We start from the raw sequence: 25,945 nt of genomic DNA on the forward strand, positions 1-25,945 counted from the left end.
CTTGTTCATTGCTGCGAGTTCGCGCCGCTCCGCAGCGCTCATGCGCAGACCGTTCATCGCCTCGACTTCGCGCCTGTTGATCTCTGCTAGAAGTTCGCATTGCGGAGCTGCACCTCCTCAACCACCTCGTAGTTACGGGGCACCACCGAGGTGTCTGCCGCCCTGGGCACCACCTCGATCTCCACGACGACGTTGTCGAGCCGACAGCTGATTACCCCGCCACCCAACTCGTCGAACCGGTCGCACACCGCAACGTCGGTTGTGGTGTTGCCATCGATCCTGCGACCGACGAACAGCACCAGATCCTCGGGAATCCGCGGCAGCACCATCTGGGTCACGTCCGGTCCCCCGGCGATGTCGTGTGTCCAGTTGGGGTAGCTCGTGCCGCTGTCGGCGAAGATGATCGACTTGGTCAGCTCACACAGCCCATCGGCACAGTTGGTCTTCTCGTAGGTGATGCGTTCGGGCCCTGGAGAGCTGGCGCGATCCGAATAGAACGTGATGCGATCCTCGGTCAAGACCTCGATGGGCTGCCCGTTCGCCGCACCGTTGGGCGGGGTCGCCTGCCGCAGCTCGATCAGCAGCTCGTTGATCGCCGGGCGGCTGCGCCGCTCGACCTCGGCCAATTGCTCGGCAAACGCAACATCGCGCAAGAACCCGTTGTAGGCGCCGTAGAACGCCGCCAACACCATCGACATGATGGCGATCGTCATCGACAACTCAATCGTCGAGAACCCGAGGCTCTCGCCATTCGCATTGCGACGACGCCGCTCGGCCAGACGGTGGCTGACCGAATAGATACCGAACGTCTTCGAGATCACGGAGTGCACGGCATCACCCCCGCTCCCCAGGTGGTGGTAGTTCCGTTCGGCGGAACGTTCACCGCCTGTTCGGCGACAACCTGGTTGTCGCTCCAGCAGACCTTGCGCACCAGCCAGTCGTTACCCAACCCGGTAGAGGGCAGGGCGACCGAAGCGGTGCCGTTGACGTTGGGCAACACCGGAGCGCTCCAGTTGGCGCCCGAGCCGAACGGCAAGAACTGGAAATACCCGTCGTTGCCGTTCACCAACACCAGCAAGCCGTTGTTGGCGGGCAGATTCAGCTGATAGGTCTGAGTGCCCCACACGACGATAGGCCCCAGCGCATCGTTGAGCTCCTCGTGGCCGTAGGGGCTCTGGATGTTGACCACCGGCGACGACTTCGACCCCACGGGCAGGTTGAAGATGACCCGGCCCGACGCATCGGTTGTTTGCACCAGGGGCCCATAGGTGTCCGACTGGACCGTCACCAGGGCACCCCTGATGGCCTGCCCGTCGGGCCCCGAGACCATGAAGGTCATCTCGGCCGTGTTGTTCGACGCGACCTCGAGTTCGACCGGGTGCACCAGTTGGGTCACGGTCGGGTAACTGTCGGTGACAATTATCGTCTCCGTGCCATACGGCACGTAGCCGGGCGAATCGATCTGCACGCTGTACTCGCCAGGCAACAGGGGGTTGCCGTCGAACTCGTCGATGTCCCAGATGCCGGGCGCCACCTGGTCGTTGTCGTCCAGAACCGCATAGCGGCCCTCGTAGCCGAGGATCAGCGACGCTCGCTCGATGGGGGCCGCAGGTTCGCCGATGTCTGGAGGTCCGGTCAGCTCGACCCTCAACGAGACGTCCTTGTAGATGGTCAACGACACGCGGATGGTGCGCCCGGCCGTAGCTTCGACCTGATCGGTGAAGCTCAACAGGTCAGACGGGTGAATGCGCCAACCGCCGCCCTCGACATCGGCCAGGGTGGGTCCCAGCCTGATCCGGTACGGACCGCCGCCGAGATTGGGCGTGAGGTTGGGGAAGGTCTGCTCGCCGGTTGCGATGTTGGGCACCGGGGTGAACGCCGGGCCTGCTGCCGAAACCAGGCTGACCAGGGGCCAGTCGGTGTCGGAGGTGGCAGAACCGACCGGTTCGTGCTTGATCAGCTCGACGATCACCGTACCCAGGCCGTCGCTGCCCGATGCGATGTAGTCGGGAGTGATCGCCGTAGAGAACACGATCGGGTCGATGCTGCCGTCTGCGGGCTCGATCGTTACCCGAACCCACTTGTAGTTGCGGCCGAAGTCGGGCTGGCTGGCAATGCCGTCGGCACCCGTTCCGCCGATGTCGAACCCAGAGTCTGTTCCGCCCGAACCGACCCAGTCGATCTCGGTGGTCATCTCGAACTCGACACCCTGAACGGTTCGGGTCTCCACACCTGTCAGAGCACCATCGGGAGACCCACCAGAAACGCCGATTTCGTCGAACGGAAGCTGCCTGATCTCTTCCAGGCGACCCTGACCCAGACTCTCGCCCAGGTCGATGACCTTGGCATTTCGCAGCGTCGTGAAGCTCGAAACGGTGGGGCCAATCGTGATCATCAGAGCAACCGCCAGCAGCGAAATCGCGATGATGGTCTCGATCAGCGACAGGCCATCATCGGCGCGCGATCTGTTGCAGTCGGTCCACGGAGATTTGAACCGCCGTGGGCGGTCGCGTGTGATCACAGCCTTTCTGTCGGCCGATGAACATGCTCACTCAAGCAGCGCAGCGCTGGGGCACCCCGAGGGGCCGAGATCGGCTCAGACAGCCACGATGGTGTCGATGGCGGCCGGCAGCTCGGCAGCGGCTGCGGCGAGATCCCAAGGATGGTTCCAAACCAAGTCGGCCCGCAGAGAGCTCGGCTGCACGAACAAGTCGTGCATCGGAGCCACCGACTCTTCGAACTGGCGGGCCACATCGGCCTCGTCACGGCCGCGCTCGACAATGTCACGCGCCAGCCTGCGCTTGTACCGAACAGACTCGGGTACGTCGAGGAACACGCTCAGGTCGAGGCTGGAGGCGATCAGGTCATCGCTCGGCAACAAGATCCCCTCGGCTACGACCACCGGTCTGGGCTCGACGACGGTGTGATCGCCCGAGCGGATGTGCCTGCTGAAGTCGTAGTGAGGCACCCCGACCGCCTGGCCCAAGCGCAGCGCCTCGAGATGAGCGGTGTACAGCTGGGCGTCGAGCGAATCGGGATGGTCGAAGTTGACGGCAACCCGCTCGTCGAACTCCAGATGCGCCAGATCGTGGTAGTACGCGTCATAGGGCAACACGGCCACGGCATCGTCGCCGAGGTGTTCGGCCAGCGCCACCGCCAGAGAAGACTTGCCCGAACCCGAGCCCCCGCATACCCCGATTACAACGACATCCACGGGAGGTCATCCTAACCCGATCAGCTCTGCAGCGACCAGGCTTCTCGCCAGCCGAGTTTGCGATCGGTGTGGATGATCGAGCGAACATAGATGCGCTCTGCCAGCATCAGCACCAGCCCTGAAGCTGCGGCGGTCAACAGCATCGCTCCTGCGACCTCCCACCACACGGCATCGCCAGACGCTATTCGACCTGGCATGGCAAACGGCGCCGTAACCGGCACCCAGCTGACCACCCGCGCCAGCATCGAACTGGGGTCCGAGGCCGAGAACAGGGCTCCGAAATAGCTCAGCATCAGTAGGACGGTCACCGGAGCCAACGTCGACTGGGCGTCTTCCTGGCGCGGAGCCAGCGAGGCCCCCGCTGCGAACACCGACCCGTACAACAGGTAGCCCAGGACGAACCAGGCCAGGCCAGACAGCACGAGACCCAGCGACAGCGCAGGCAGATCGGCCGAGCTGAACAGCGCCGCCGCAACAAGCGCGGACCCGGCCAGGGCTACGACCTGCACCAAACCCAGCACGCCGACGCCGATGATCTTGCCCAGCAACAAATGCCTGGCCCGAACCGACGACAACACCAGCTCGACCACCTTGGTCGACTTCTCCTCGAACACCCCCATCAAGATGTAGGCGCCCGCCACCTGTATCGAGATGAACAACATGATGACGGTCACGAAGGCCAGACCTTCGCGGCCATCAGACCCAGGATCGGGGTCGAGCTCGACCACCTCGATCGGTGCAGCACCCTGCAACGTGGCCGCCACCGCCTGTTCGTCCAGGCCCGCCTCCGACAGACCGTCGATCAGTGCCGCCTGCTGCCAGGCAGGCGTGACCAAGGCGACGACGTCGCTTTGGGTCGTGGTCATCAACAGCTGTTCGCCGTCCACCACCACCCCGTCGACCTCGTCCGCCTCCAGCGCCGCGGCCGCCACATCGCGATCGACGTATTCGGTCAGCTCCAGTTGGGTGCCGTTCAGCTGCGCTGTCCGTTCGAGAACCTCGAGCACACCCGTGGGCTGGGGGCCGCTAACACCTATCCGCACCGGATCGTCGCCACCCAGCAACGCCCCCAAGCCAAACACGGCAAAAATCAGGAACACCGTCGTCAAGATGCCGCCGATGAACGCCTTGGACGTGATGCGCGACGTCACCTCGCGCCGGCTGATCAAGCGCAGAGCACGCAGGGTGGCCACCCTCTGGTCGTTCTCGTTCACAGCTCGATCCCCTCGGCAAGGCGGGTAAAGGCATCCTGCAGGCTCGGCAGGTCATAGTCGAAACGCACTATCGGCCCTGCCCGACGGGCCCGCGCCAACAGATCGTCCAAGTCGCCGTCCGACCCCACCTCGACCACGACCGACGTGGCCGTCGACCTCAGCACAGGCGCATCGACCACCTCCGTCAAAGACGCCGTGGGCCGATCGACCTCGATGGTGCAAACCCGGGCCCCGCTGGCACCTCTGACCGCCGCAACCGTTCCCGAGGCGCGTACCCGTCCGGCCACGATCACCACGATCTCGTCACAGATGCGCTCTACCAGGTCGAGCTGATGCGAGCTGAACAACACCCCAACCCCCTGCGACACACGCGCACGCAACACCTGCTGCAACGTCTCCACCGCAACCGGGTCCAGACCGTTGAACGGTTCGTCCAACACCAACAGCTCGGGCTCGGTCACCAGCGAAACGGCCAGCTGAACCCGCTGCTGGTTGCCGTGACTCAACTTCTCCACCGCATCGTCACGACGATCCGCCAGCCCTAGGGTGTCGAGGATCGCAGTGGCCCTCTGGCCGGCCGTCGAACGATCGACCCCCTTCAGTTCGGCAAAGAAGGCAATCTGCTCGGCCACCTTCATCTTCGGGTACAGGCCCCTTTGCTCGGGCATGTAGCCAAAGCGGGCCAAAGCCCGCCTGTCCACCGGCGCACCGTCCCAGCTGATCGATCCGCTGTCGGGCTCGACCAGCCCGAAGATCGAACGCATGGTGGTCGACTTGCCGGCACCATTCGGGCCGACGAACCCCACGATGCGCCCCCTCTCGACCGCTAGTGCGACGTCATCAACCGCGACGATGTCGCCATAACGTTTCGACAGACCCTGGATATCGAGCATGGGATCAGTCTGGCGGCACCGGGCCAGATAGTGCGGCCACCCTCGCCCGCCCCAAACGCAAACACCGGTGTCTGAGCGGCGCCAGACGCCGCCCGAACACCGGTGTTCGAGACTGTCTTTGGGTCAGGAGACGCCTATTTGGGCGTGTCCTTCTGTGTCTTTGGGTCAGGACACGCCTATTTGGGCGTGTCCTTCCAGGGCCCGGCGTCGGCGCGGGGTTCCTTGGGCAGGCCCAGGATGCGCTCGCCCACGATGTTGCGCTGGACCTGGCTGGAACCGGCATAGATCGTGCCGGACCGGGCCATATACGCCGTGTTGATCCACGACGTCGCCGTGTTGGGGGTGCCAGGCGACGAAGCGCCCAAGCCGCTGCCCTCATGCGGGTCGGCGTCATGAACCATTGCATCTGCGCCCAAGATGTCGAGCGCCAGCTCGGTGACGTCCTTGTGATACTCGCTCCACAGCAGCTTGCCGATTGAGCTGCCAGGCCCAGGCGCCTCACCCGCCAGGAACGAACTCAGGCCCTGCATGCCCAGATAGCGCATGATCTCGACCTTCGTGTGACACTTGGCCAGCCGCTGACGAATGATGGGATCTTCGGTGGCGCCACGCTCTCGCGCCAGCTCGACCAAGCGGTCGAGCTCGTCGCGGAACCCCAGCGACAACACCGTCACCCGCGCCCCGCGCTCGAACCCCAGCAAGGTGTTGGCCACCGACCAGCCGCCGTTCACCTCGCCGATGACGTTTTCCTTCGGGCACCTGGCGTCGGAGAAGAACACCTCATTGAAGTGGCTGTGGCCGGCCATGTTGACAATGGGCCGAACCTCGACGCCGGGCTGATCCATCGGCACCAACAAGAACGAGATGCCCTGGTGCTTCGGAGCATCCGGATCGGTGCGAGCGAGCACGAAGATCATGTTCGCCAGATGACCACTGGAGGTCCAGATCTTCTGACCGTTGATGACCCACTCGTCGCCATCGAGCACGGCCCTACAGCCCAGGTTCGCCAGGTCGGAGCCAGCGTTGGGCTCGGAGTACCCCTGGCACCACAGATCGGTGCCGTCGAGGATGCGGGGCAGATAGTGCCTCTTTTGTTCCTCGGTTCCGCGATGGATGATCGTGTTGCCCACCATCGTGATGCTGAAACCATCGTTGCTGCCCGCCGTGGGCACGCCGCGCTTGTAGAACTCCTCGTTGATGATGATGTTCTCGAGGGCGGTAAGCCCCGGACCCCCGTATTCGGTGGGCCAGCTGGGCGCCAGCAGCTTGTTGTCGGCCAGCACCTGGCGCCAGCTACGGGTGAACTCGAGCTTCTCGGCGTCGGTCAGGGCGCCGATGCCCTTCCAGTCCGCAGGCAGATTCTCGTCGAGGAACGCGACGATCTTGGCGCGATATTCCTCGGTGTCTTCGGTATAGGTCGGCTGCATAGCGCCAAAGGTAGACCCGCCGACGGCTCGGTTCACAAACCGCGTTCGACCATTCGTTCGGCGATGCGATCGATCACCGCCACGTCTTGGAATCCTGGCAGCAGAAAACCGTTGGGGAACAGGGTCGCTGGAACGGCAACCACACTGTTTTCGAGGCCCTCGTCGCGGGCCGCGACGAGCAGATCGACATGTGTCTCGTCGACGACAGAGCGGACCGCTTCGTCGCCGTCGACGCCGCAACCTTGGGCAATCGTTCGCAGCACCTCCAGGTCCGACACGTCGCGGCCCTCGACCCAGACAGCCCTGAACAACTGCCGGTGAACATCGCCGAACGACTCCGCGGCGGTTGCCTGGACGAAACAGGCCAACAGGTGGGCCCGACGGGTGGGCATGATCCGGTCGGGAAGAGCAAAATCGACGCCCTCGATGTCGGCCAGCTCGACGAACTTCGCGAACCGTTTCGCCGAGATCGGCCGGCCCTCGGGCCCGATACCCGGATGCAGCTCGAACGGCATCCACCTGACCTCGATGCCATGGTGGTTCTGCAACCTCTCCACCCGCGACTGGTTGAGATAACACCACGGGCACAGATAGTCGGACCAGACAGTGACACGCGTCATGTCGCAACGGTAGCCACCCGGCCTGCCCGTACCCTTCATCGGGTGATTCGAGCAATGTTGGCCGCCGCTGCGGCGATTTGGCTGGTCAACCGGCTGCGCCGGGTCGCCGAAGACCACGACATTCATCCCATCGCCCACTCGACACGGGCTCGCCGCACCGTCGAGATGGCCAAGCTGGGCGCCCGACGAGGCACCGACCGAACCATCACCTCGGCGCGGGCACAATTCGGATCAGACGAACGCCGGCGCCGCCTGGTCGCAGAGCTCGAGCTGCGAGAGGCCCGCGACGTCGTCGATTCGCTGGGGCGTATGAAGGGCGCCCTCATGAAGCTGGGCCAAATGGCGAGCTATCTCGACGAAGGGCTGCCCGAGCCCATGCGCCTGGCTCTGGCCGAACTGCGCAGCGACGCTCCCCCGATGTCGGGCGACCTGGCACTGACCGAGATCGAGACTTCGCTGGGCCAGCCCCTGCTGAGCCTTTTCGAGCACGTCGACCCCCAACCGCTGGCAGCTGCATCGATAGGCCAGGTACACAAGGCCATCACCCGCGACGGTCGCGAGGTTGCGGTGAAGGTCCAGTACCCCGGCATCGCCGACGCAATCGCCGCCGACCTCGACAACACCGAGACCCTGGCGAACATGCTGGGATTCATCTTTCCCGGCCTCGACCCCACCAGCCTGGTCGAGGAGTTGAGAGCCCGCATCCTCGAGGAGCTCGACTACGAGCAGGAGGCGCGCAACCAAAGGGCCTTCGCCGACTACTACCGGGGTCACCCCTACATCTGGGTGCCAGATGTCATCGACGAACTGTCGACCCACAACGTGCTTACCACCGAGTTCGTCAACGGCAAGACCTTCGACGAAGCCTTCGAGATGAGCCAACAAGACCGCGACCGCTATGCGGAGATCTTGTATCGCTTCGTCTTTCGCAGCCTCAACCGCCAACTGGCCTTCAACGGCGACCCCCACCCGGGCAACTACCTGCTGGCCGACGACGGACGGCTGGCGTTCCTGGACTTCGGGCTGGTCAAGTATTTCGACCCCGCCGAGGTCGACCAGTTCACCGCCTTGATTCAGGCGATGATCTACGGCGACCATCATCGTTTCCGCCAAGAGGCCGAGCGCGTCCAGGTGCTGCGGCCCGGGGCGCCGTTCTCCGACGACGACGTTTTCGAGTGGTTCAGCAGCTACTACGAACTGATCCTCGAAGACCGCGAGCTGACCATCACACCCGAATATTCGGGTCAGCTTCTGCGCAAGACGTTCGACGCCAAGGCCAACGCCATCTTGAAGCACACCAACGTGCCGCCGACGTTTGCGCTGATCCAGCGCATCAACCTGGGGCTGTTTTCGATCCTGGCGAAGCTGAACGCAACCGCCAACTGGCGTCAGATATCTGAGGAGCTGTGGGTCTGGACCGACGCCGAACCATCGACGCCCATCGGCGAGCACGAAGCCACCTGGCTGGCAGCCCACCCCAGGCCCGCCAACTCCGAAGGGCCCAAGGGCTGACCAGCTACCCGGCGGTGATGCCCAGGAACGTTGCCGCCCGCGATGCGGCGACGGGCGACAACGTCCCCGACCGTCGCACCTAGTCGACCTTGGCCGTGGCGCTGCCGGTCAACACCGTGACCCCGTTCTGGTTGACCGTGGCAACATCGAAGTCGGCCAGGTTCTGACCATCTTCGTTGCGCACTGCGGTGACCGTCATGGTGGCCGTCAGGGTGTCGCCAGGCCACACCTGGTTGACGAAGCGCACCCCGTAATAGGTCAACATCGCATCGCCAACGGTGTCGGTCAGCAACCTGCCGGTCATGCCCATCGTGAGCATCCCGTGGGCGAACACACCCGGATAACCCGCCACCTCCTTGGTGAACAGATCGTCGGTGTGAAGCGGGTTGTAGTCGCCGGAGGCACCGGCGTATTGCACCAGCCGGGTGCGGGTGAGGTCATCGACGATGACCATGCTGAAGGTCTGCCCGACCTCTAGTTCGTTTGCGTCCAGTGCCATCAGCTGTCGATCACTTTCTCGGTGCGCACACCGACTCCCCTGGCGGTTATGACGAGCTCACCGTTCTGGTCTCGGTATTCGGTGATGGTCTCGGAGAACTTCAGCTTGCCCGCCCGCTTCGACTCCTTCTCCCAGGACTCACCCGGAAACGTGGTGGCAGACAAAACATCGCCCGGCTCGATGTGGCGGTGGTACGTGAAGTGCTGTTCGGCGTGCAGCCCGCCGCCATTGCCGCCGCCGCCACCGCCACCGCCGTCTTGCTCCTTGGTGCGCCCGGACGGAGTCGATCCGCTGCCGAACCACACCTCGCCGACCTTTGGACGAAGCGGATAATCGGGGTCGAATTGTGCGCTCGCCTGGGCAAACGTGGGCGGAGCGATCATGTGGCCGAGGTCCGTAGAGGCCGCGGCCTCAGGGTTTTGATACACGGGGTTGGGGTCGCCGATCGATCTGGCGAACATCATCACGTGGCTTTCCTCGACCGGAAAGCGTTCTGCTGGCATGGGTATCCCTTCTGTCCCTTCCAGGCGCTGACGACACCGCGTCAAGGCCGGATTTTGGCGGCCGGTGTTCCCCCTGGGCGGCCGTACATGCCATCATCGCACTTGGGAACACTGCGATCCCAAGTCCCGGACCGGGGGAATCGATGACGTTCGACAGGCTGACGCGTGCTCAGAAGCGGGCTATTCGCACCCGCAACTCGATGCTGCGTGCCGCCCAGACACTGTTCGCCGAGCGCGGCTTCGTGAACGTCACCATCGCACACATCACCGACATGGCCGATGTCGCCCTCGGGTCGTTCTACAACCACTTCGACAATCGCGAACACATCATCGAAGCCGTCCTGGCCGACCTTTCGCTGTCACAAGAGCGATTCCACGCCAGCATCACCCGTCGCTTCGAGCCCGGTCCCGAAGCCACAATCGTGTCGCGATACGTATCCACGGCCCAACGCTGCCAGCTAGACCCTCTTTGGGCCGATCTGGCCGAGCAGGCGACCCTGATCAAGCGCTGGCCCATGCCCGCAATGGTCGACGAGGTGCACCACGCGCTGAGTCAACTGCCCGACGCCGACTCGATGGCACCAGACGCCGAGCTCAACCCCGAATACACAGCCCGCCTGATAGTGGCCGTGGTGCGAATGTTGTTCGACCGCGAACGCACCAACGACCTCGAAACCGAAACCCGCGTCGGGCTTTCGTCGCTGCTGCGAGCACTCGAGTTCACCGACAAGGCCAACCGCTACTGGGTCGAGGCTGCAACCGCTGTTCCGCTCGACCTCGAAAGCCTCGCGGACAGCCGCTCGCAGGCCTACCCCTGAACTGCGCTTGGCCGGTGGCGGCGATGGAGCCACGCCACCGCCACTACTGCAGAATCACGGGCCATCCGTAGGCTCTGGCTGCGCGTTCCAGACCCGAGTCCGGGCACACCGCCACCGCCGACCCCACGGCCAACAGCAGCGCCAGGTCGGACGACGAATCGGCGTACGCCGTGCCCGAGCGCAGGTCGATATCGCCCACGGCCTCCGCCAGGCGTATCAACTTGCCCGGCCCATAGCAGAACGCGCCATCGAGTTCGCCGGTGTACCGCCCGTCGACAACCTGGGCCTGGGTGCCGACCGCGCGATGAGCACCGACCTCACGGGCCAGAGCCTCTACGAGCTCCTGCGGGGCAGCCGACAACAGAACCACAAAGTCGCCTCGGTCGAGGTGTTTGTCCAGCATCGCGCGCACCGAAGGCCTGGTCCGAGCCTCGAGGTCGGCGGCGACCTCCTCTGCCAGACGCCTCAGGTCGCGCGTTTCGAGCCCTGCAACGGTGCTGAGAGCCCTGCGGCGAACCCGCTCGACCATCTGGTCGTTACTGCCGAACCGCCTGAAAAACAGCTCTCGGGCCGCGGCGCCGACCAAAGCCGACGGCTTCAGAATCTTGGCTCTCACCATCACTCGGGCAAGTGCAGCGGCACTCGAACCGCACAACAACGTGCGATCGACATCAAAGATCGCGACCTGACCATCGCCAGAGGCATCGAAACGATCGCCCAGGCTCAACTGGGCCCGGCTGAGATCACGGCTGTAATCGGCGGTCATACCCGGGTCAACGCCAACCGCTACCAAGCCTTACAGCCCACGAACCAATCGCCAGCAAGCTAGCTCTTGGATTCGCGCGCTGCTTTGGACCGGGCCATCAGTGCCGCCAAACGATCGTTGCCACCGGCCGCTTCGGCGGCAGGCTCCTCGGCAGCTGCCGGTGCAGCGTCGCCGCCGTCCTTGCCGGCCCTGGCCTTCTTCGAACGCGCCATGAGGGCCGCCAGGCGGTCGTTGCCACCAGCGGCATCGTCGCCGCCAGCCGCTTTGGCCGCCGGGGCCGCAGCCTTCTTCGCCGCCGCCTCGGCCTCCTCGGCCCGGCGCTTTTCGCGGTCGACCTGGAACTGAGGCCAATCTGGCTCGCGAACCAGATCTGCGATGCCAACGGCTCCCAGCTCGGTGCCGTTGTCGAACACGACGCGGGTGCGGGGCCACGTGAGACCCACCGTTCGACCGGCAGTACCAGGAGTGCCCTCGGGCGCGCCGGGCAGGTCGGTGGTGACGATGACGCGGGTTCCCCGCTTGATCTGAGTATTGGCAGCTGCGGACATGGAACACGAGGCTAGCGTTTGTCGGCGTGCAGTTCGTTCTGGTCAGACACGCCCAGCCCGCTTGGGTCGATGGCGGCATCAACCGCGACGACCCCAGGCTCACCGATCTAGGGCGACGTCAGGCGCTGCTGACCGCAGCCTCACTGGCAGGAGAGACGTTCGACGAGGTATGGGTGTCGCCCGCCAGACGAGCCCGAGAGACCGCGGCACCGTTTCTGGAGCTCACCGGCATGCAGGCGGCGGTGCACGACTTCTTGCTCGAGATCCGCAACCCAGATTGGGAGGGCACCGATCACGACGCCCTCGAGATCTTCGCCGCCCACCGACGGCGCCACCCAGAGGACCAGTGGGAAGGTCTCGACGGTGGAGAGGCGGTTTCAGACTTCCGTGACCGCGTCCACACCGGCCTGACCCACACGCTGGCCGCCATGGGCGTCGCACCCACGCCCGATCCGCTGCCGACCTGGCAGGTCGAGGAGCCGGGCAAACGCATCGTGGTCTTTGCCCATGCCGGCACGAACTCGATGGTGTTGTCGGCCCTGCTGGGCGTAGCCGCGGTGCCATGGGAGTGGGAACGCTTCGTTACCTGGCATGCCTCGATATCGACCGCGACGGCCATAGACATGGGCGACGACTACGCCTTCAGTTTGGTGAGGCTCTCCGAAACGAGGCATCTTCCTCCTGAGCTAGTCACCAGGTAGGAGATCTCGATGACCAACCGAATGCCCGCAATCTCGCTGGCCGCAGTAGCAGGGCGGCGTGCGGCCACCATCGAAGCGGCGGCCGAAGCCGAGCGCTTGGGCTTCAGCGGCATCTATGGGCCGTCGATGGGCGACTGCGTCGCGCTGTGCCAGGCGATCGCCATGGCCACAAACGAAATCTCCTTCGGCACCACCATTCACCCGATCTATCTGCGTCACCCCTCCGACCTGGCTTCGACCGCCGCCTTCATCCACGAGATCGGCGAGGGCCGCTTCAAGCTCGGCATCGGCGTTACCCACGGCCCGGTACACGACCGCCTGGGCGTCACACCGGGCAAGCCACTGTCGGACACCCGCGACTACGTCGCCGCCATGCGAAAGACCACCGCCTACGGCGACCTGCCGCCAATCGTGCTGGCAACCCTTCGCAACAAGATGCTCGACCTCGCAGTCGAGATCGGCGACGGCGCAGTCTGGGCCAACGCCAGCCTCAACCACTTCCCCACCTCGGTCGAACGCATCGGCGAAGACCGCCTGGCCGACGGCTTCTTCGTCGCGAACATGATTCCCACCGTCATAGACCCCGACCGCGAGGCTGGGGCGGCACGCAACCGGGCAACGCTGCAGGGTTATGTGCGCCTCCCGAACTATCGCAACTACTGGCGCGAGGCCGGATACGGCGACGAGATGGACGCCATAGAGACGGCGCTGGCCGCCCGCGACGACGAGGCCGTAACCGCAGCCATGTCCGATGCCTGGCTTTCGAGCGCCACGCTCTACGGATCTGCTCAACAGGTCCGCGATGGCGTCGAAGCGTGGTTCGATGCAGGGTGCTCGACCCCGATCCTGGTGCCGTCCAGCACCGGCGGAGGGCAGATGAAGGCAATCGCCGAAATGTTCGCTTGCTTCGGCGACGGCTGAAGAACCGCCCGACGTCGGCCGGTCGGTAGTCTCGTTCGAGACGATCAGAGTCACCAGTCTCGTTCGAGACGATCAGAGTCAACATGGCAACCCCCGTCCACGAACTGGACCTGGCGTTCATCGATCTCGAGTCGCCCGGCGACCGCGACGAACTGCGTGCCGAGGTAGAGGCAGCGCGGTCCAAGCACTGGCTCGCCAAGGTTCCGATGGGATACATGGTGGTGCAGCACGAGTACGTCACCAAGGTTCTGCGCGAGCGTCGGTTCCACCAACTGTCGAGGCTGCTGGCCGAGATCAGGGGCCTCGACCCGAAGCTGATCCGCAACGAACGCACGTCGATCCTGTCGGCAGAAGGCGACGAACACCAGCGCCTGAGGCGACTGGTGAGCCCGGCGTTCACCCCCAAAGCCGCCGAACGGTTCCGGCCGTTCATGGCCCAGACCATCGAAGAACTGATCGACGCAGTGGTCGACCAGGGCCGCTGCGAGGCCGTGGCCGACATCTGCGAGCCCTATCCCATACCCATCATCTGCGCCCTCCTGGGCGCTCCTCGCGAAGACTGGCGTGATTTCTCCATCTGGGCCACCGATGTGTTGTCGATCTTCGACACCGACGCGAACGACAAGGCCGACCGCATCGTCGCCGCCCGCGACGCGCTCGACGCCTACGTCATCGACCTGATCGCCAAGCGGCGAGGCGACCAGCGCGACGACCTGCTGACCGATCTGATTGCAGCCGAGGAAGACGGTGACCGCCTCAGCGAGACCGAACTGATCACCATGGTCGAGGCCGTGCTGGTGGCCGGTGTCGACACCACCCGCAACCAGCTGGCATGTGCTCTGGCCCGCTTCGCCGAGTATCCCGATCAGTGGAAGGCCCTGGCCGACAACCCCGACCTGGTTCCCAACGCCGTAGAGGAGGTCATGCGCGACCTCGGGGCGGTTCGCGGAACCGGCAGGTACGCGTCCGAAGACATCGAACTGGAAGATGTGGCCTTCCCGCAGGGGACCATCCTGTTCCCCAGCTTCGTCGCGGCCAACACCGACCCGGCCGTATTCGAAGACCCGTACGCCTTCGACACCACACGCCCCCTGGCCGGGCCTCAAATGACCTTCGGAAGCGGCATACACCACTGCCTGGGGGCATCGCTGGCCCGCGCCGAGCTTCAGGAGGCTCTGCCCATCCTGGCCAGGCGCCTACCCAACCTGCGCCTCGACGGCCCTGTCGAGTGGAAGCCGCCCACCACGGCTATCTGGGGACCTTCCCGACTGCCGATCGCCTGGGGTCAGTAGACGTAGAGGGCGATGCCCGCGTAGTGCATCGAGGCGGCCACCATCACGATCACGTGCCACACCTCGTGATAGCCGAATACCCTCGGCCACGGATCGGGGCGTCGCACCGCCAACAGAATCGCCCCGACGGTGAACAAGGCCCCGCCCGCCAGCAACAGGACCGTGAACGTCGGCGAGATCTCGCGCCAGATCGCCGGCATCGACAAAGCCGCCACACACCCCAAGACGATGTAGGTGGTGGTGATCGTCCCATAGGGCGGCTCCCACGGGATCCACAGCCCTGCTATCAGCACCAGAGCCAGGGCCCACACCACGACCAGAAGCCACGTGGCCCAGGGTCCGTCCAAGCCCACCACGGCAATCGGGGTGAACGTGCCCGCAATCATCAGATAGATCGCGGTCTTGTCGACCTGCATCATCTTGGGCGCCATCCGAGGTGACCAGTTGATGCGGTGGTACAAGGCGCTGGCACCAAACATCGCGGCCACACAAGCCGCATAGACCACCGCAGACGGCCAACTATTGGAAGCGGGCCCCACCACCAGCAACGCGCCCGCCGCGATCGAAACGAAGAACGACCATTTGTGGAACACCCCCCGCAACCGGGGTTTGTTGCCGCCCGCAAACACGTCGACCGACGTGTGCTGACCCGTCGGCCTAATCGCCGACTTGTCCCGACGTGTCGGCCTAATCGCCGACTTGTCCCGACGTGCCGGCCTAATCGCCGACTTGTCCCGACGTGCCGGCCTAATCGCCGACATAGCGCATGAGCACTTCTTGAGCGATGGTCGCCACATGGGTGCCATCGGACGAGAACAGGTTGCCGATGGCGAGCCCCCGACCACCGACCAAGCCGTGCGACTCGAATTCATACAAGTGGAACTCGTCGGCACGCGCCGGCCGATGAAACCACATCGCATGATCGAGGCTGGCGCCTATGAAGCGCTCGTCGTGCCTCTTCGAACGGTCGCGTTCGACCGGGTGAGACGAGTTGATCGACCCGAACTGCACCGTGTCGGACGTGAATGCCAGGCCACAGGTATGAAGCCCCGGATCGTCGCCCATCGGCGTGGTTATGCGGATCCAGCCAGACGACCGGCCGGCGCCATGGGGATACTGGTGATAGCGCCTCTCGAGCATGAACCCCCAGCCCTCGTCGTCGCCCAGGCCCTCGGGGCCCTCCAGGTCTGGCATGGATCGGGTCTGGCTGTCGGCCTGCTGCTCGGCGACCTGAAACGAGCACGAGATGTTCAAAATCGCACCGCCGCTTTGACGTGCCACCACCCTGCGGGTCACGAACGACCTGCCGTTGCGTATTCGGTCGACCTCGAATCGCACCGGCTCGTCCGACGTGCCACCCCTGATGAAATAGGCGTGCAACGAATGCGGCGCGTACCTGGGCTCGACGGTGTACATGGCCGCCCGCAGCGCCTGGGCCACCACCTGGCCGCCATACAACCGACCCCACGGATATACGGGGCTGATACCGACGAACACGTCGGGACCGTGCGGTTCCAGATCCATGAGCGTCGCAAAGTCGCGGGCGGCTTCGTGGTAAGCGGCATCGGTCACGCCGAACGACGCTAGCGTGTCGCAACCATGAGCCAACCACGCGTCGTAACCACGAAGCTCCGCGGCAGACGTCTCATCAAAGAGCCACTGCTCGCAAAGGGCACCGCATTCACCCCCGAAGAGCGCGAAGCGCTGCTGGTACAGGGCCACGTACCAGCCACCTACGAAACGCTCGACGATCACATCCGGCGAATCGACTACGAGTACGACCACATCGAGGGCGACGACCTGGCCCGACACGTGTACCTGCGGGCCCTCCAGGACCGTAATGAGATCCTGTTCTACGCCTTCCTGCAGAGCCGCCTGAAGGAACTGATGCCAATCGTTTATACGCCCACGGTGGGGGCGGCATGCCAGCAGTTCTCGCGCCTCTACCGAGTACCCAGGGGCATGTACCTGTGCTACCGCGATCGCAACCGGATGCACGAGCAGCTGGCGTCGATCGAGCGCGACATCGACGTCATCGTGGTGACCGACGGCGAGCGCATCCTCGGGCTGGGCGACCAGGGCGTCGGCGGCATGGGTATACCCATCGGCAAGCTCGCCCTGTACACCGGTGTGGGCGGCATCCCGCCCGAGCGGACACTCTCGGTTCTGCTCGACGTGGGCACCAACAACCAGGAACTGCTCGACGACCCCCTGTATCTCGGATGGCGAGAGCGGCGCGTCACCGGCGACGACTACGAGAGCTACATCGAGACCTTCGTCGAGGCCGTCAAGCGCCGCTTCCCCAACGCCTTGTTGCAGTGGGAAGACTTCGCTCAGCACAACGCCAGCCCGATACTCGAGAAGTACCGCGACAAGCTGCTGACCTTCAACGACGACATCCAGGGCACAGCAGCGGTGGCCTACGCTGCCATCAAGGGGGCCACCCGCGCTGCGGGGGTCGAGGTCTGCGACCAGCGCTACCTGATCGTCGGAGCCGGATCGGCCGGTACGGGCATCGCTGCGATGTTGTCCGATGCCATGCGCCGCGACGGCATAGACAACCCGACCGCTCAGATCTTCTTGACCAACAGCAAGGGGCTGGTGCACGACAAGAGCGACCCACTGGCACCTCACCAGGTGCCGTTCGCCCACCCCTATGACGAGGTGGCCGACTGGGCCGACGACGATGGCCGCATCCCGCTGGAGAAGGTGTTCGCCGAGGTTCAACCCACCGTGCTGGTGGGTGTCAGCGGCCAGCCGGACATGTTCACCGAGGAGATGATCAGGGCCATGGCCACGTGGACCGACCGGCCCATCATCCTTCCGTTGTCGAATCCCACCAGCAAGTCAGAGGCCAAGCCCGCAGACCTCGTCGAATGGACCGACGGACGGGCCCTGGTCGCCACCGGGTCGCCGTTCGATCCTGTGGTGCACGGCGGCGTCACCCATCACATCGCCCAGGCCAACAACGTCTATGTCTTCCCTGGTGTGGGCCTGGGTGCGGTGTCGATCGGCGCCAAGGCGATCACCGACGGCATGCTCATCGCCGCGGCCGACGCTGTAGCCGCCGCAGCACCCTCGCCCGAGGTTGCTGGGGCACCCGTGCTGCCCGATATCCAACAGGTACCCAACGTCAGCCGCTCGATAGCGGCAGCCGTCGCCCGCCAGGCCGTCGCGGAAGGCGTGGCTCCGGCGTTCGACGCCACCGAGATAGACAACCGCATCGAGTCATACTGGTGGGAGCCGATCTACCCACAGATAATCGCCATATGACATCGAGCCCGGTCGACGAGCCACCGTTCACCCCGCCAGGGCGGGGTATCTATGCCAACCGCACACTGAACGTCCGCTCGCTGCGCGCAGTGGGCTTCGATATGGACTACACGCTGATCCACTATCGGGTCGACGAGTGGGAGCGGGCGGCCTTCACGCACGCACTCGAGTGGCTCGCCGGGCAGGGTTGGCCCGTAGACGATCTGCAGTTCGACCCCGACGCCTACACGCTGGGGCTGACGTTCGACCTCGACCTGGGCAACCTGGTCAAGGCCACCAGGTTCGGCCACGTCGTGAAGGCCCAACACGGCACGCGGGCCCTGGGTTTCGACGAGCAGCGCACGGCCTATGCCGAAACTGTCATCGACCTGGCCGAAGAACGCTTCGAGTTCATGAACACGCTGTTCGAGCTGTCGCGCGCCGCTCTGTGGTGTCAGCTGATCGATGTTCACGACGCCGGGCGGCTTCCGGGTGTGGTCAGCTACGCCGACCTGTGGCGCCAGATAGATCGGGCCCTGTCGTCGGCACACCAGGGCGGCCGCCTCAAGGCCGAGATCGTCAACGAACCCGACCGGTTCGTGGTGCCCGACCCCGAGCTCGTCGAGACCTTGCGCGACATGCGTGAGGCGGGCAAGCAGCTGCTGCTGATAACCAACTCCGACTGGGAATACACCCGCCAGATGATGGCCTACGCCGTCGACCCATTCGTCGACGAGGGCTCGTGGCGCGACCTGTTCGACATCGTCATCGTGTCGGCCAACAAGCCGTCGTTCTTCGAAGGCACCCCACCCATCTATCGGGTGGTCGACGAGGCCGAGTCACTGCTGCGTCCACACTTCGGTCCGCTCGAGCCCGGCCACGTGTACTTCGGTGGCAACGCCAGGCTGGTCGAGCAGAGCCTCGGTCACGCCGCCGCCCAGATGCTGTATGTCGGAGACCATCTGTTCGGTGATGTGCACGTCACCAAGGACATCCTCAGGTGGCGGACGGCGCTGATCGCCCGCGAGATCGAGGGCGAGGTAGAGGCGGCCAACGCGTTCGCCCCCGACGAAGCAGAGCTGGCGATGCTGATGGACGAAAAGACCGAGCTCGAGCGCCGCATCGCACGAATGCGGCTGCAGCGTCGCAAGGCGCGCTCGGATAGGGCCCGAGCCGCCGAGATCCAAAGCGAGATCGACGATCTGGTCGAGGCCGCAGCAACACTCGACGCCCGGATCGGGCCCCTGGCCCAGGCCGCGGCCGAGTTGGGCAACCCCGCCTGGGGACCGTTGATGCGAAGCGGCATAGACAAGAGCCTCTTCGCCCGCCAGGTCGAGCGCTACGCAGACGTGTACACGTCGCGGGTCTCGAACTTCGGCTACGAAACGCCCTACGCGTACATCAGGGCGGCGCGGGGCTCACTGCCCCACGACCACCGCTGAAGCTGTACCGCCCGAAGCGTCAGGCCACCGGAGCCACCCCCACTATCGGAGCGGGGATGTTCACCCCTCCGAGAGATCCGAGGAACTCGAGCGAGCTGAAGTTGAAGATGCCTCCATCGCCGGCGACCATCAAATAGCCGTCGCCATAAGGAACCAGCCCGTTTACGGGCGAAACCAGCTGGGTGCCCGGTGGCAGAACGCCTGGCAGCGAGCCCACGAAGGCGGCGTCGAAAGCAAATACGCCACCATCGCCTGCTACCAGCCAGTAGCCCCTGCCGTCAGGATCCGCGACCAGCCCGTTGACGGGCGAATCGAGCGGCCCGCTGACGACCTGGGGCACCGACCCGGCGAACTCGGCGTTTCCGAAGGCGAAGATGCCGCCGTCGCTTCCGACCATGTAGTAGCCAGAGCCATCCGGAAGAGCCGAGCTGTCGACGATGGGTCCGACCAGCACCTCGGCCAGGCCCATCTCGACGAGGTCGCCGTGGTGCTTTGCGGTACCAAAGGCGATGACGCGTCCGACCGTGGTGAATACGAAGTAGCCGTTGCCGCCCGGCATCGGAGCCATCGTGGCCGGCTTCTCCCCCGGGATGAACCCGCTGGTGTCGACGTTTCCGTGGTGGGGCGCACCGCCGAGGGCGTGAACGGTTCCGTTCTCCTCGAGGATCCACAGGCCCGCACCCGAGGGGTTCTCGAGGATCTTCACCGCCGGTCCGGTGACCGGCGCCTTCGAACCCGTGGGTACGATCAGCTCGCCGTCGCCGAATGCATAGACACGGCCCTGGGCATCGAGCATCCAGTAGCCGACCCGAGCTCCCTCGACCACCACCGAAACGGTGTCGGATGCGGTTCCGAGGCCATCGTCTGCTGTGAGTTCGAGCACATAGGTGCCCGGCGCACTGAAGGTTGCTGTTGTGATGGCCGCCGACGGATTGGCGAAACTGACGGTGCCGGGACCCGACTGACGGCTCCAGGTGATGGTGACACCCGGCGTCAGCGCATCGTCGGTCACCGTGCCCGAAAGCGATGCCGCCGAGCCCATCGTGATGGTCGACCCCGCTCCGGCGTCGACGACCGGGGCAAGGTTGATGTCGTAGGTTCTCGTTGCAACGGGGCTGGGATCGGCTCCGTCTCGCATCGCGATCGCATTCACCACGACCTGGGTGCCAGAGATGCTGAACGGACCGGTGTACCTGTTGCTGGTCGCCGTCGGTGTGGTGCCATCGGTCGTGTAGAACATCGTGGCACCGGCTTCGGCCGACGTCAGCGAGATGGTGTCACCGAAGTGAATGACAGACTCGGCAGGCGAAATCGTCGGCGCGGCAGCATCGACCGGACCGGCCGGGGTCACGACGACGTCGCCGAACACGGCATCGACCTCGTGGGCGACCAAGGCCAGCGAACCGCCCGTCGGGTCCTGGGCGTCACCCGCCGCCGTCCACGAGACGTCCCAGCCGGCGGGCTCGGGCTGATCCGAGCGCCACATCTTGAAGCGGTAGGTCGCCGGTGTGGTGCCGTCTACCCGGGCTCGCATCGTGTACTCGACGCCCAGCGACAGCGGAGCATCGAGATCGGTGCGCACCAGCGACGCGTCCTCGTCGAGCAGTTGGATCTGATCGTCCTGGGCCCCCGCCGGGTCGCGCCACAGTGCGAAGGCACCGAACGGAGTGGGGCTGGCGCCGTCGGCCTTGAACCCGACCAAGGGCTGCGACCCTGGATCGACGCTGTCGTTGTGGCCGTTCCAGCGCATGATGATGCCGACGCCAGGCCCGTTCGACGGTGAGTCGTCGGCGCCCGGAGCGATCGAGTTGACCATGAACGGGACCGTCACCTCGTACTGCTCCCAGGTGACATCGCCCACGGCCACGATGCGGTCGTAGCCGTCGTCGACGTTGGTTATGGCCAAGCCTCCGCTGGCCTTGGCCCAATATCCGTCAACAGGCTGCACGGCGTCTGTGACGCTGGCGACCTCAGACCAGTCGACAACCCACGGCAGAGCCCACTCGACCCCGGGTGTCCAATTGACGATGACTACATGGGACGTGCTGTCGCCTGTGGCGTCCACTGCGGTGAACTCGACGGTGTTCTCGCCTGGCACCAGGTCGGCAACCAACAGGTCGGCGTTGAAGTCGCCGGCGCCGTGCAGTCGACGGCCATCTGCGCCGAGTTGCATTGCAACCGGGGCGCCACCGTTCAGCCGGTACGACAATGTGCTGACACCCTGGGGGTCGCTGACGCGGCCCAGGACGTTCACCCAACGCTGCGCCAAGCCAAGCTGGCCGAAGTCCTGTTCGTCGCCGAACCACACGTCGAAGACGGTTCCGCCTTCTCCTGGGGCAAGGGTGGTTCCCTGCACCGACGACTGTGATGTGTTGCCATTGAAGTCTTCAGCCTCGATGGCGAACGAGTAGGTGGTCTCCGGCGACAATCCCGACACCAGCACCTCGTGCTCGTAGGCCAACACGTCGGAGGTACGCGTCTCGGCGACGGCTCCGATCGTGTAGCCGACAACACCGGTCGAGGGTTCGTTCGTTGCCCACCTGACGGTGACAGACGTCGACCCGGCGATGACCTCGGCGTTGGAGATGACGGCCGGGGTGGTGTCCGACTCGGTCTCGGCAGGCGCCGGAACCGGCTGAACGAAGTCGACTACGGCGTGATAGGCCGGGGCGCTTGCACCCGAGACAGCGTTGCCGCCGAAGGGGCCGAACTCGGTGACCGCCAGTGAATCGGTGAACGACCCGACGCTGTTCCACGACGAACCGTCGGCAGAGGTGTACATCGTGTAGGTATTGCCGACCCGCTGAACCCTTATGTGGCCGGCCTGGTCTGGCGACACCGACTTGCTGAGCTTGGTCGAACCGCTGCCACCAGCGACTCGTCCGGCGAAGGCCACCAGGTTCGTTCCGTTGTGGTGAACGTTGAAGCGAAGGAAGGCTCCTGGCCCCGCCACTACCACGCCCTGCATCTGATAGGCCGCAGAAGGTGTCGATTCGAAGGCGGCATGGATGTCGAAATCGGTGTTGCTGAGGGCCTGACGAAGCGTCGGAGCCCGGTTTCCGGCAGTCCACGGCTCGTGGCTCACGGCCGATTCGGGCACCGACAGGATCGCCTGCTCGCCCGTGTACACGAACCTCGAGTCGCCGATCGAGTCGACCTGGTCCCACAGCGCACCCGAGGCCACCGGATCGCTGAAGTCATCGCCCTGGAACGCATCCTCGACCACGGTCAGCGTTGCCACCTGGCTGGTCAACGTGTCGGCGCCGTCGGTGACGCGCACCCGATAGTCCTGCGACGCACCGGCGCCGAAGTCGGCGACGAAGGTATAGGTGGGCTGATCGGCACCTGCGATGTCGACCCCGTCGAGTGTCCACTGGTACGAGACCGCAGCCAGCGACGACGTGTCGACCGAAAGGGTCACCTGTTGGCCGTCGAGTGCGGTCTGAGACTGCGGCTGCTGGTAGATCCGCAGCTCGCCGGCACGCTTGACGATCAGCATGGGCCCGGGCTCTTCTATGTGCTGGCCATAGTCGTAGGGCTCGGTTTGATACCCGTAGGTGATCTCGTTTGTCCCAGCGGCCAGATCGCCCAGGTCCACATCGATCACCGACAGGTCCCAGACGTCGTCGTTGGCCGGGTTGCCGTTGTTGATGAAGTTGAACGCCGAGGTGGGTGTTCCGCCATTCCAGCTGATCGAGGGGCTGCCCCAGTACAGACCCATCATCTGGACGCTCTGCCAGTCTGACAAGTCCGAAGGCAGGTCCATCGACCGGGTGCCCGAGTCGGGCCTGGTTCCGTCGAGGTGAAGCGCGAAGTCGGTGAAGTCGGGGTCGCGGAAGTACTCGACCAGATAGCTGGAGCGAGAAATCTCGAAGCTGCCGGACACGCCGCCGATGGCGTCGGTTATGTCGAGGCGCCCACCGCTGCGGGCCTTCACTGCGCGAGCCTTGATCTTCACTCCGCTCTGGGACGCGATGAGGCTGGTGTCCCAGGTGACCGAATAGTTGTCGTCGCCGTCGTTGAGGTCTGTGCCGATGTGGCCGATCGTTCCGCCCTCGGGCGGAATGGTGTAGCCGGTAGACGGCTTGCCTCCCGGATTGAAGTTCATGCGGGTGAAGGCGTGCCAGTCGGTGGTCTGACCGTCGTTGTCTTCGTCGTAGCCGTCGTAGTAGGCGATGAACTCGACACGGTCGGCGCCGGGCACAGTAGCGGTGATGGTGACCTGCTCGGTTCCGGTGACGTCGAGAACACCGCCGGCGGCCGCGGACACACCGCCCACCGAGTTGAGGCTCCCGCCCGATGGGAAGGTGCCACCCACGCCGTACAGACGAAATGCCATGTCGTGGATGTGGTATTTCGAATTGTTGACGCTGAAAGTGACGGTGTTGGCGCCCGCCTGGAGTTCGGTGACGGGAACGTCGAGCACCACCGGCGTGCGGCTGTTGTCATAGCCGGCGTTTACCGTTCGGGTCGGGCCGCCATTGATGCTGTAGCGAACGATGTGGTCGACGCGGCCCACCCATACGTCCAAGAACAGTTCGGCCTTGGTCGCGGTGCCGACATCGGCCGGAAGGGTCACCGTCAGGGTCTTCGGGCAGCCCTTGACCGGCTCGAGATACCACGAGTTGTTGGCAGCCGTGTTGGTGCATGTCGTCTCGTCGGCAATACCGCCCGTGTATTCGCTGTGCGGCGCCCAGATCTCGGCATACGAGCCCGGCGTGGCCTGCTCGAACACGCCGGCGTCTGCAGGTGGTTCGTCTCGCCCCAGCTGAGTCACCACGACGGCAAGTGCGAGCAAAATGGCAAGTGATCGCTTACCAGAGAGCTTCTTCATCTTCTAACCCATCCTCTAACCACTGTGCGTGGCCATTTGCCCACTCTACGCAAGTTCATATCGGCGCAGCAATGCCTTTGTGGAGGACTTCGCCGAGTTCTCGCTATCAGGAACGCTCGGCTGGGCTGGCGATAACGGACCGGTTTCAGGCGAGCCAGTCGGTGATATCGACGAGACCCGACTCGTTCAGACGCGCCAAGTCATCGCGAAGAAGCTCACGAACACGACCGACCCGATCGGGGGTCTTGTCGGGCTTGACTATCGGGCGCTCGGCCAGCGAGGTGTTGATCCGGCGCAGCAACGAACGCGAACGCGGAATCCGACGAGCGAGTGCCGAAGGTCGGGTCTTCGAAGACGACTCGTTGCGGCCGCTCGTGACCGGCTCGCCGAGAGTTGGGTCGAGCCCGAGCGACTGCAGCAAGGCCCCCAGGACACCAGCCGGATCGCGGACCACGTCGTCGAACCTCAGAACCGACACGAAGCCGGCCCGCTCGAGGAACGGCTCGAGTTGCCACATATAGCGCGTGGCCGCGATGTACTCGTTGTCGGCGTCGTCGAGCACCTGGTCGAAACCGCGGGCCTCGCGCCCGGCCGCAACGGAATGGATGTAGTGACTGACAACGCGGTCGTAGGGCTCGCGCACCACGTACACGATCGAAGCCGAGCGGTTGTCGGCGAACATACGGTTCGCCACATCGGGCCACAGGTGGCGCTTCGAGTAGTTGGGTGAGCAGTCGAAACGCACGGTGCCGGCGGGTTCGAACTGCTGTTCGTACCAGTCGAACCCTTTGGCCCAAAGACGATCGTCGTTGTAGAAGTTGACTTCCTTGCCGGCCGACTGCCTGATCTGGGGATGCGGCGCCAACCACGAGTACACGGTCGTCGTGGCCGACTTCATTGCTCCGATGACTACAAGATCGTCCACTGGGCCTCCGGACGGGGCTGCGTCGGCACGCTCAAATGCCGCCGTCAATCGCCGATAGCGCGAGGTAACGACTGTACGGTAAACCCCTGCGCGACCGACGCAGGCCGCGGACGCTCCCAATGCAACCATCACCCGACTGCGAGCAGATGACACCAACCCGGCCCGAAGGCACCATCGTCTGCGCCGACGCACCGCTGGCGCTGCTGCTCGCCGAGCGGATATCGGCGAGGACCTCTTGGCCCATCGCCGTTGCGACCCGCCAAAGCCCCGAGCAGCGGGGATCTGCGACCGGTGGCGCAAAGAACTGGGTCCGCCACCATGTGTCCAAAGGGCCGTCCGGAATCGCGCGGGCGCTCAACACGGTGTGGGGGCGGCGGGCTGGCGTGTATGCACGCATCCGTCGACCACAGCGGGTGGTGAGCGCCGACTCGAGGCAACGAATCCAATCGATCCAACGGATTGGGATGCCACCGGCGACCGAGGGCTGGACTGTGCTCGTCGGAGTCGATGCGGCTCCGCTATCGCAACACACCATGCGTGTCGGCTACGCGTCGGCCACCTCGA

The 25,945-nt window shown here is 64.7% G+C and carries 22 protein-coding genes; 7 read left to right on the forward strand and 15 right to left on the reverse strand.

Annotated features, from left to right (window positions below):
- Positions 1 to 86 precede the first annotated feature (86 nt).
- From R2770_06265 to R2770_06295, 7 genes are all read right to left on the reverse strand, one after another.
- Positions 87 to 821, reverse strand: coding sequence for a hypothetical protein (locus R2770_06265; GenBank protein MEZ5280058.1), 735 nt, complete (start codon positions 819 to 821; stop codon positions 87 to 89).
- Positions 818 to 2,521 (reverse strand): hypothetical protein, encoded by a 1,704-nt coding sequence (locus tag R2770_06270; protein MEZ5280059.1) that lies wholly within the window; start codon positions 2,519 to 2,521, stop codon positions 818 to 820. The genes R2770_06265 and R2770_06270 overlap by 4 nt, the downstream gene beginning before the upstream one ends.
- 75 nt (positions 2,522 to 2,596) lie before the next feature.
- Positions 2,597 to 3,214 carry a uridine kinase gene (gene udk, locus R2770_06275; protein ID MEZ5280060.1) on the reverse strand — a complete coding sequence of 206 codons (618 nt, stop codon included), beginning with the start codon at positions 3,212 to 3,214 and terminating at the stop codon, positions 2,597 to 2,599.
- Positions 3,215 to 3,234: 20 nt separating this feature from the next.
- A complete protein-coding gene (locus tag R2770_06280; GenBank protein ID MEZ5280061.1) occupies positions 3,235 to 4,428 on the reverse strand; it encodes an ABC transporter permease in 1,194 nt (397 codons plus the stop codon).
- On the reverse strand, positions 4,425 to 5,321 hold the full coding sequence (locus R2770_06285; GenBank protein MEZ5280062.1) for an ATP-binding cassette domain-containing protein: 897 nt from the start codon (positions 5,319 to 5,321) through the stop codon (positions 4,425 to 4,427). Before R2770_06285 ends, R2770_06280 begins: the two co-directional genes overlap by 4 nt.
- A 176-nt stretch (positions 5,322 to 5,497) precedes the next feature.
- Positions 5,498 to 6,748 (reverse strand): acyl-CoA dehydrogenase family protein, encoded by a 1,251-nt coding sequence (locus R2770_06290; GenBank protein MEZ5280063.1) that lies wholly within the window; start codon positions 6,746 to 6,748, stop codon positions 5,498 to 5,500.
- Between the two features lie 32 nt (positions 6,749 to 6,780).
- Complete coding sequence (locus tag R2770_06295; GenBank protein ID MEZ5280064.1) at positions 6,781 to 7,368, reverse strand: DsbA family protein; 588 nt, start codon at positions 7,366 to 7,368, stop codon at positions 6,781 to 6,783.
- 42 nt (positions 7,369 to 7,410) lie between these two features.
- Here R2770_06295 and R2770_06300 point away from each other — a divergent pair, with 42 nt between their 5' ends.
- Positions 7,411 to 8,880, forward strand: coding sequence for an AarF/ABC1/UbiB kinase family protein (locus R2770_06300; protein MEZ5280065.1), 1,470 nt, complete (start codon positions 7,411 to 7,413; stop codon positions 8,878 to 8,880).
- 79 nt (positions 8,881 to 8,959) lie between these two features.
- On the opposite strand, the gene R2770_06305 is transcribed toward R2770_06300, so the two are convergent.
- Both R2770_06305 and R2770_06310 read right to left on the reverse strand, forming a co-directional pair.
- Entirely contained in the window at positions 8,960 to 9,379 is a 420-nt protein-coding gene (locus R2770_06305; GenBank protein ID MEZ5280066.1) for a MaoC/PaaZ C-terminal domain-containing protein, read from the reverse strand.
- Complete coding sequence (locus R2770_06310; GenBank protein ID MEZ5280067.1) at positions 9,379 to 9,882, reverse strand: MaoC family dehydratase N-terminal domain-containing protein; 504 nt, start codon at positions 9,880 to 9,882, stop codon at positions 9,379 to 9,381. Before R2770_06310 ends, R2770_06305 begins: the two co-directional genes overlap by 1 nt.
- Positions 9,883 to 10,025: 143 nt before the next feature.
- Here R2770_06310 and R2770_06315 point away from each other — a divergent pair, with 143 nt between their 5' ends.
- Positions 10,026 to 10,700: a TetR/AcrR family transcriptional regulator gene (locus tag R2770_06315; protein MEZ5280068.1), complete on the forward strand. Its 675-nt coding sequence runs from the start codon at positions 10,026 to 10,028 to the stop codon at positions 10,698 to 10,700.
- 43 nt (positions 10,701 to 10,743) lie between these two features.
- Here the strand turns inward: R2770_06315 and R2770_06320 are convergent, their stop codons facing one another.
- Together R2770_06320 and R2770_06325 are read right to left on the reverse strand one after the other, a co-directional pair.
- Positions 10,744 to 11,466, reverse strand: coding sequence for an HAD-IB family hydrolase (locus tag R2770_06320; GenBank protein MEZ5280069.1), 723 nt, complete (start codon positions 11,464 to 11,466; stop codon positions 10,744 to 10,746).
- A 59-nt stretch (positions 11,467 to 11,525) separates the two neighbouring features.
- The gene (locus tag R2770_06325) at positions 11,526 to 12,014 is read right to left on the reverse strand and encodes a hypothetical protein (protein ID MEZ5280070.1); all 489 of its coding nucleotides are present in this window, start codon (positions 12,012 to 12,014) and stop codon (positions 11,526 to 11,528) included.
- A 26-nt stretch (positions 12,015 to 12,040) separates the two neighbouring features.
- Here R2770_06325 and R2770_06330 point away from each other — a divergent pair, with 26 nt between their 5' ends.
- From R2770_06330 to R2770_06340, 3 genes are all read left to right on the forward strand, one after another.
- Positions 12,041 to 12,715, forward strand: a complete 675-nt coding sequence (locus tag R2770_06330) for a histidine phosphatase family protein (protein MEZ5280071.1) — start codon at positions 12,041 to 12,043, stop codon at positions 12,713 to 12,715.
- A 9-nt stretch (positions 12,716 to 12,724) separates the two neighbouring features.
- A complete protein-coding gene (locus tag R2770_06335) occupies positions 12,725 to 13,636 on the forward strand; it encodes an LLM class flavin-dependent oxidoreductase (protein ID MEZ5280072.1) in 912 nt (303 codons plus the stop codon).
- Between the two features lie 83 nt (positions 13,637 to 13,719).
- Complete coding sequence (locus tag R2770_06340) at positions 13,720 to 14,928, forward strand: cytochrome P450 (protein MEZ5280073.1); 1,209 nt, start codon at positions 13,720 to 13,722, stop codon at positions 14,926 to 14,928.
- Here R2770_06340 and R2770_06345 read toward each other — a convergent pair.
- Positions 14,922 to 15,734 carry a hemolysin III family protein gene (locus R2770_06345; protein MEZ5280074.1) on the reverse strand — a complete coding sequence of 271 codons (813 nt, stop codon included), beginning with the start codon at positions 15,732 to 15,734 and terminating at the stop codon, positions 14,922 to 14,924. The genes R2770_06340 and R2770_06345 overlap by 7 nt on opposite strands.
- Positions 15,676 to 16,500, reverse strand: coding sequence for a thioesterase family protein (locus R2770_06350; GenBank protein MEZ5280075.1), 825 nt, complete (start codon positions 16,498 to 16,500; stop codon positions 15,676 to 15,678). Before R2770_06350 ends, R2770_06345 begins: the two co-directional genes overlap by 59 nt.
- Positions 16,501 to 16,527: 27 nt before the next feature.
- Here R2770_06350 and R2770_06355 point away from each other — a divergent pair, with 27 nt between their 5' ends.
- On the forward strand, positions 16,528 to 18,201 hold the full coding sequence (locus R2770_06355) for an NAD-dependent malic enzyme (GenBank protein MEZ5280076.1): 1,674 nt from the start codon (positions 16,528 to 16,530) through the stop codon (positions 18,199 to 18,201).
- A complete protein-coding gene (locus tag R2770_06360; GenBank protein MEZ5280077.1) occupies positions 18,198 to 19,622 on the forward strand; it encodes an HAD-IG family 5'-nucleotidase in 1,425 nt (474 codons plus the stop codon). Before R2770_06355 ends, R2770_06360 begins: the two co-directional genes overlap by 4 nt.
- A 19-nt stretch (positions 19,623 to 19,641) precedes the next feature.
- Here the strand turns inward: R2770_06360 and R2770_06365 are convergent, their stop codons facing one another.
- Both R2770_06365 and R2770_06370 read right to left on the reverse strand, forming a co-directional pair.
- A complete protein-coding gene (locus R2770_06365) occupies positions 19,642 to 24,456 on the reverse strand; it encodes an FN3 associated domain-containing protein (GenBank protein MEZ5280078.1) in 4,815 nt (1,604 codons plus the stop codon).
- Positions 24,457 to 24,601: 145 nt separating this feature from the next.
- Complete coding sequence (locus tag R2770_06370) at positions 24,602 to 25,381, reverse strand: sulfotransferase (protein ID MEZ5280079.1); 780 nt, start codon at positions 25,379 to 25,381, stop codon at positions 24,602 to 24,604.
- Positions 25,382 to 25,945 lie beyond the last annotated feature (564 nt).

It is taken from the genome of Acidimicrobiales bacterium, assembly GCA_041394185.1.
Classification (GTDB): domain Bacteria; phylum Actinomycetota; class Acidimicrobiia; order Acidimicrobiales; family Poriferisodalaceae; genus JAAETH01.

Excerpts from the sequence above, each read along its gene's own strand:
- R2770_06355 (MEZ5280076.1), top strand. The coding sequence starts at position 16,528 with ATGAGCCAACCACGCGTCGTAACCACGAAGCTCCGCGGCAGACGTCTC.
- R2770_06295 (MEZ5280064.1), bottom strand. The coding sequence starts at position 7,368 with ATGACGCGTGTCACTGTCTGGTCCGACTATCTGTGCCCGTGGTGTTAT.
- R2770_06290 (MEZ5280063.1), bottom strand. The coding sequence starts at position 6,748 with ATGCAGCCGACCTATACCGAAGACACCGAGGAATATCGCGCCAAGATC.
- R2770_06315 (MEZ5280068.1), top strand. The coding sequence starts at position 10,026 with ATGACGTTCGACAGGCTGACGCGTGCTCAGAAGCGGGCTATTCGCACC.
- R2770_06310 (MEZ5280067.1), bottom strand. The coding sequence starts at position 9,882 with ATGCCAGCAGAACGCTTTCCGGTCGAGGAAAGCCACGTGATGATGTTC.
- R2770_06340 (MEZ5280073.1), top strand. The coding sequence starts at position 13,720 with ATGGCAACCCCCGTCCACGAACTGGACCTGGCGTTCATCGATCTCGAG.
- R2770_06285 (MEZ5280062.1), bottom strand. The coding sequence starts at position 5,321 with ATGCTCGATATCCAGGGTCTGTCGAAACGTTATGGCGACATCGTCGCG.
- R2770_06345 (MEZ5280074.1), bottom strand. The coding sequence starts at position 15,734 with ATGGCACCCATGTGGCGACCATCGCTCAAGAAGTGCTCATGCGCTATG.
- R2770_06305 (MEZ5280066.1), bottom strand. The coding sequence starts at position 9,379 with ATGGCACTGGACGCAAACGAACTAGAGGTCGGGCAGACCTTCAGCATG.
- R2770_06365 (MEZ5280078.1), bottom strand. The coding sequence starts at position 24,456 with ATGAAGAAGCTCTCTGGTAAGCGATCACTTGCCATTTTGCTCGCACTT.
- R2770_06360 (MEZ5280077.1), top strand. The coding sequence starts at position 18,198 with ATGACATCGAGCCCGGTCGACGAGCCACCGTTCACCCCGCCAGGGCGG.
- R2770_06320 (MEZ5280069.1), bottom strand. The coding sequence starts at position 11,466 with ATGACCGCCGATTACAGCCGTGATCTCAGCCGGGCCCAGTTGAGCCTG.
- R2770_06335 (MEZ5280072.1), top strand. The coding sequence starts at position 12,725 with ATGACCAACCGAATGCCCGCAATCTCGCTGGCCGCAGTAGCAGGGCGG.
- R2770_06325 (MEZ5280070.1), bottom strand. The coding sequence starts at position 12,014 with ATGTCCGCAGCTGCCAATACTCAGATCAAGCGGGGAACCCGCGTCATC.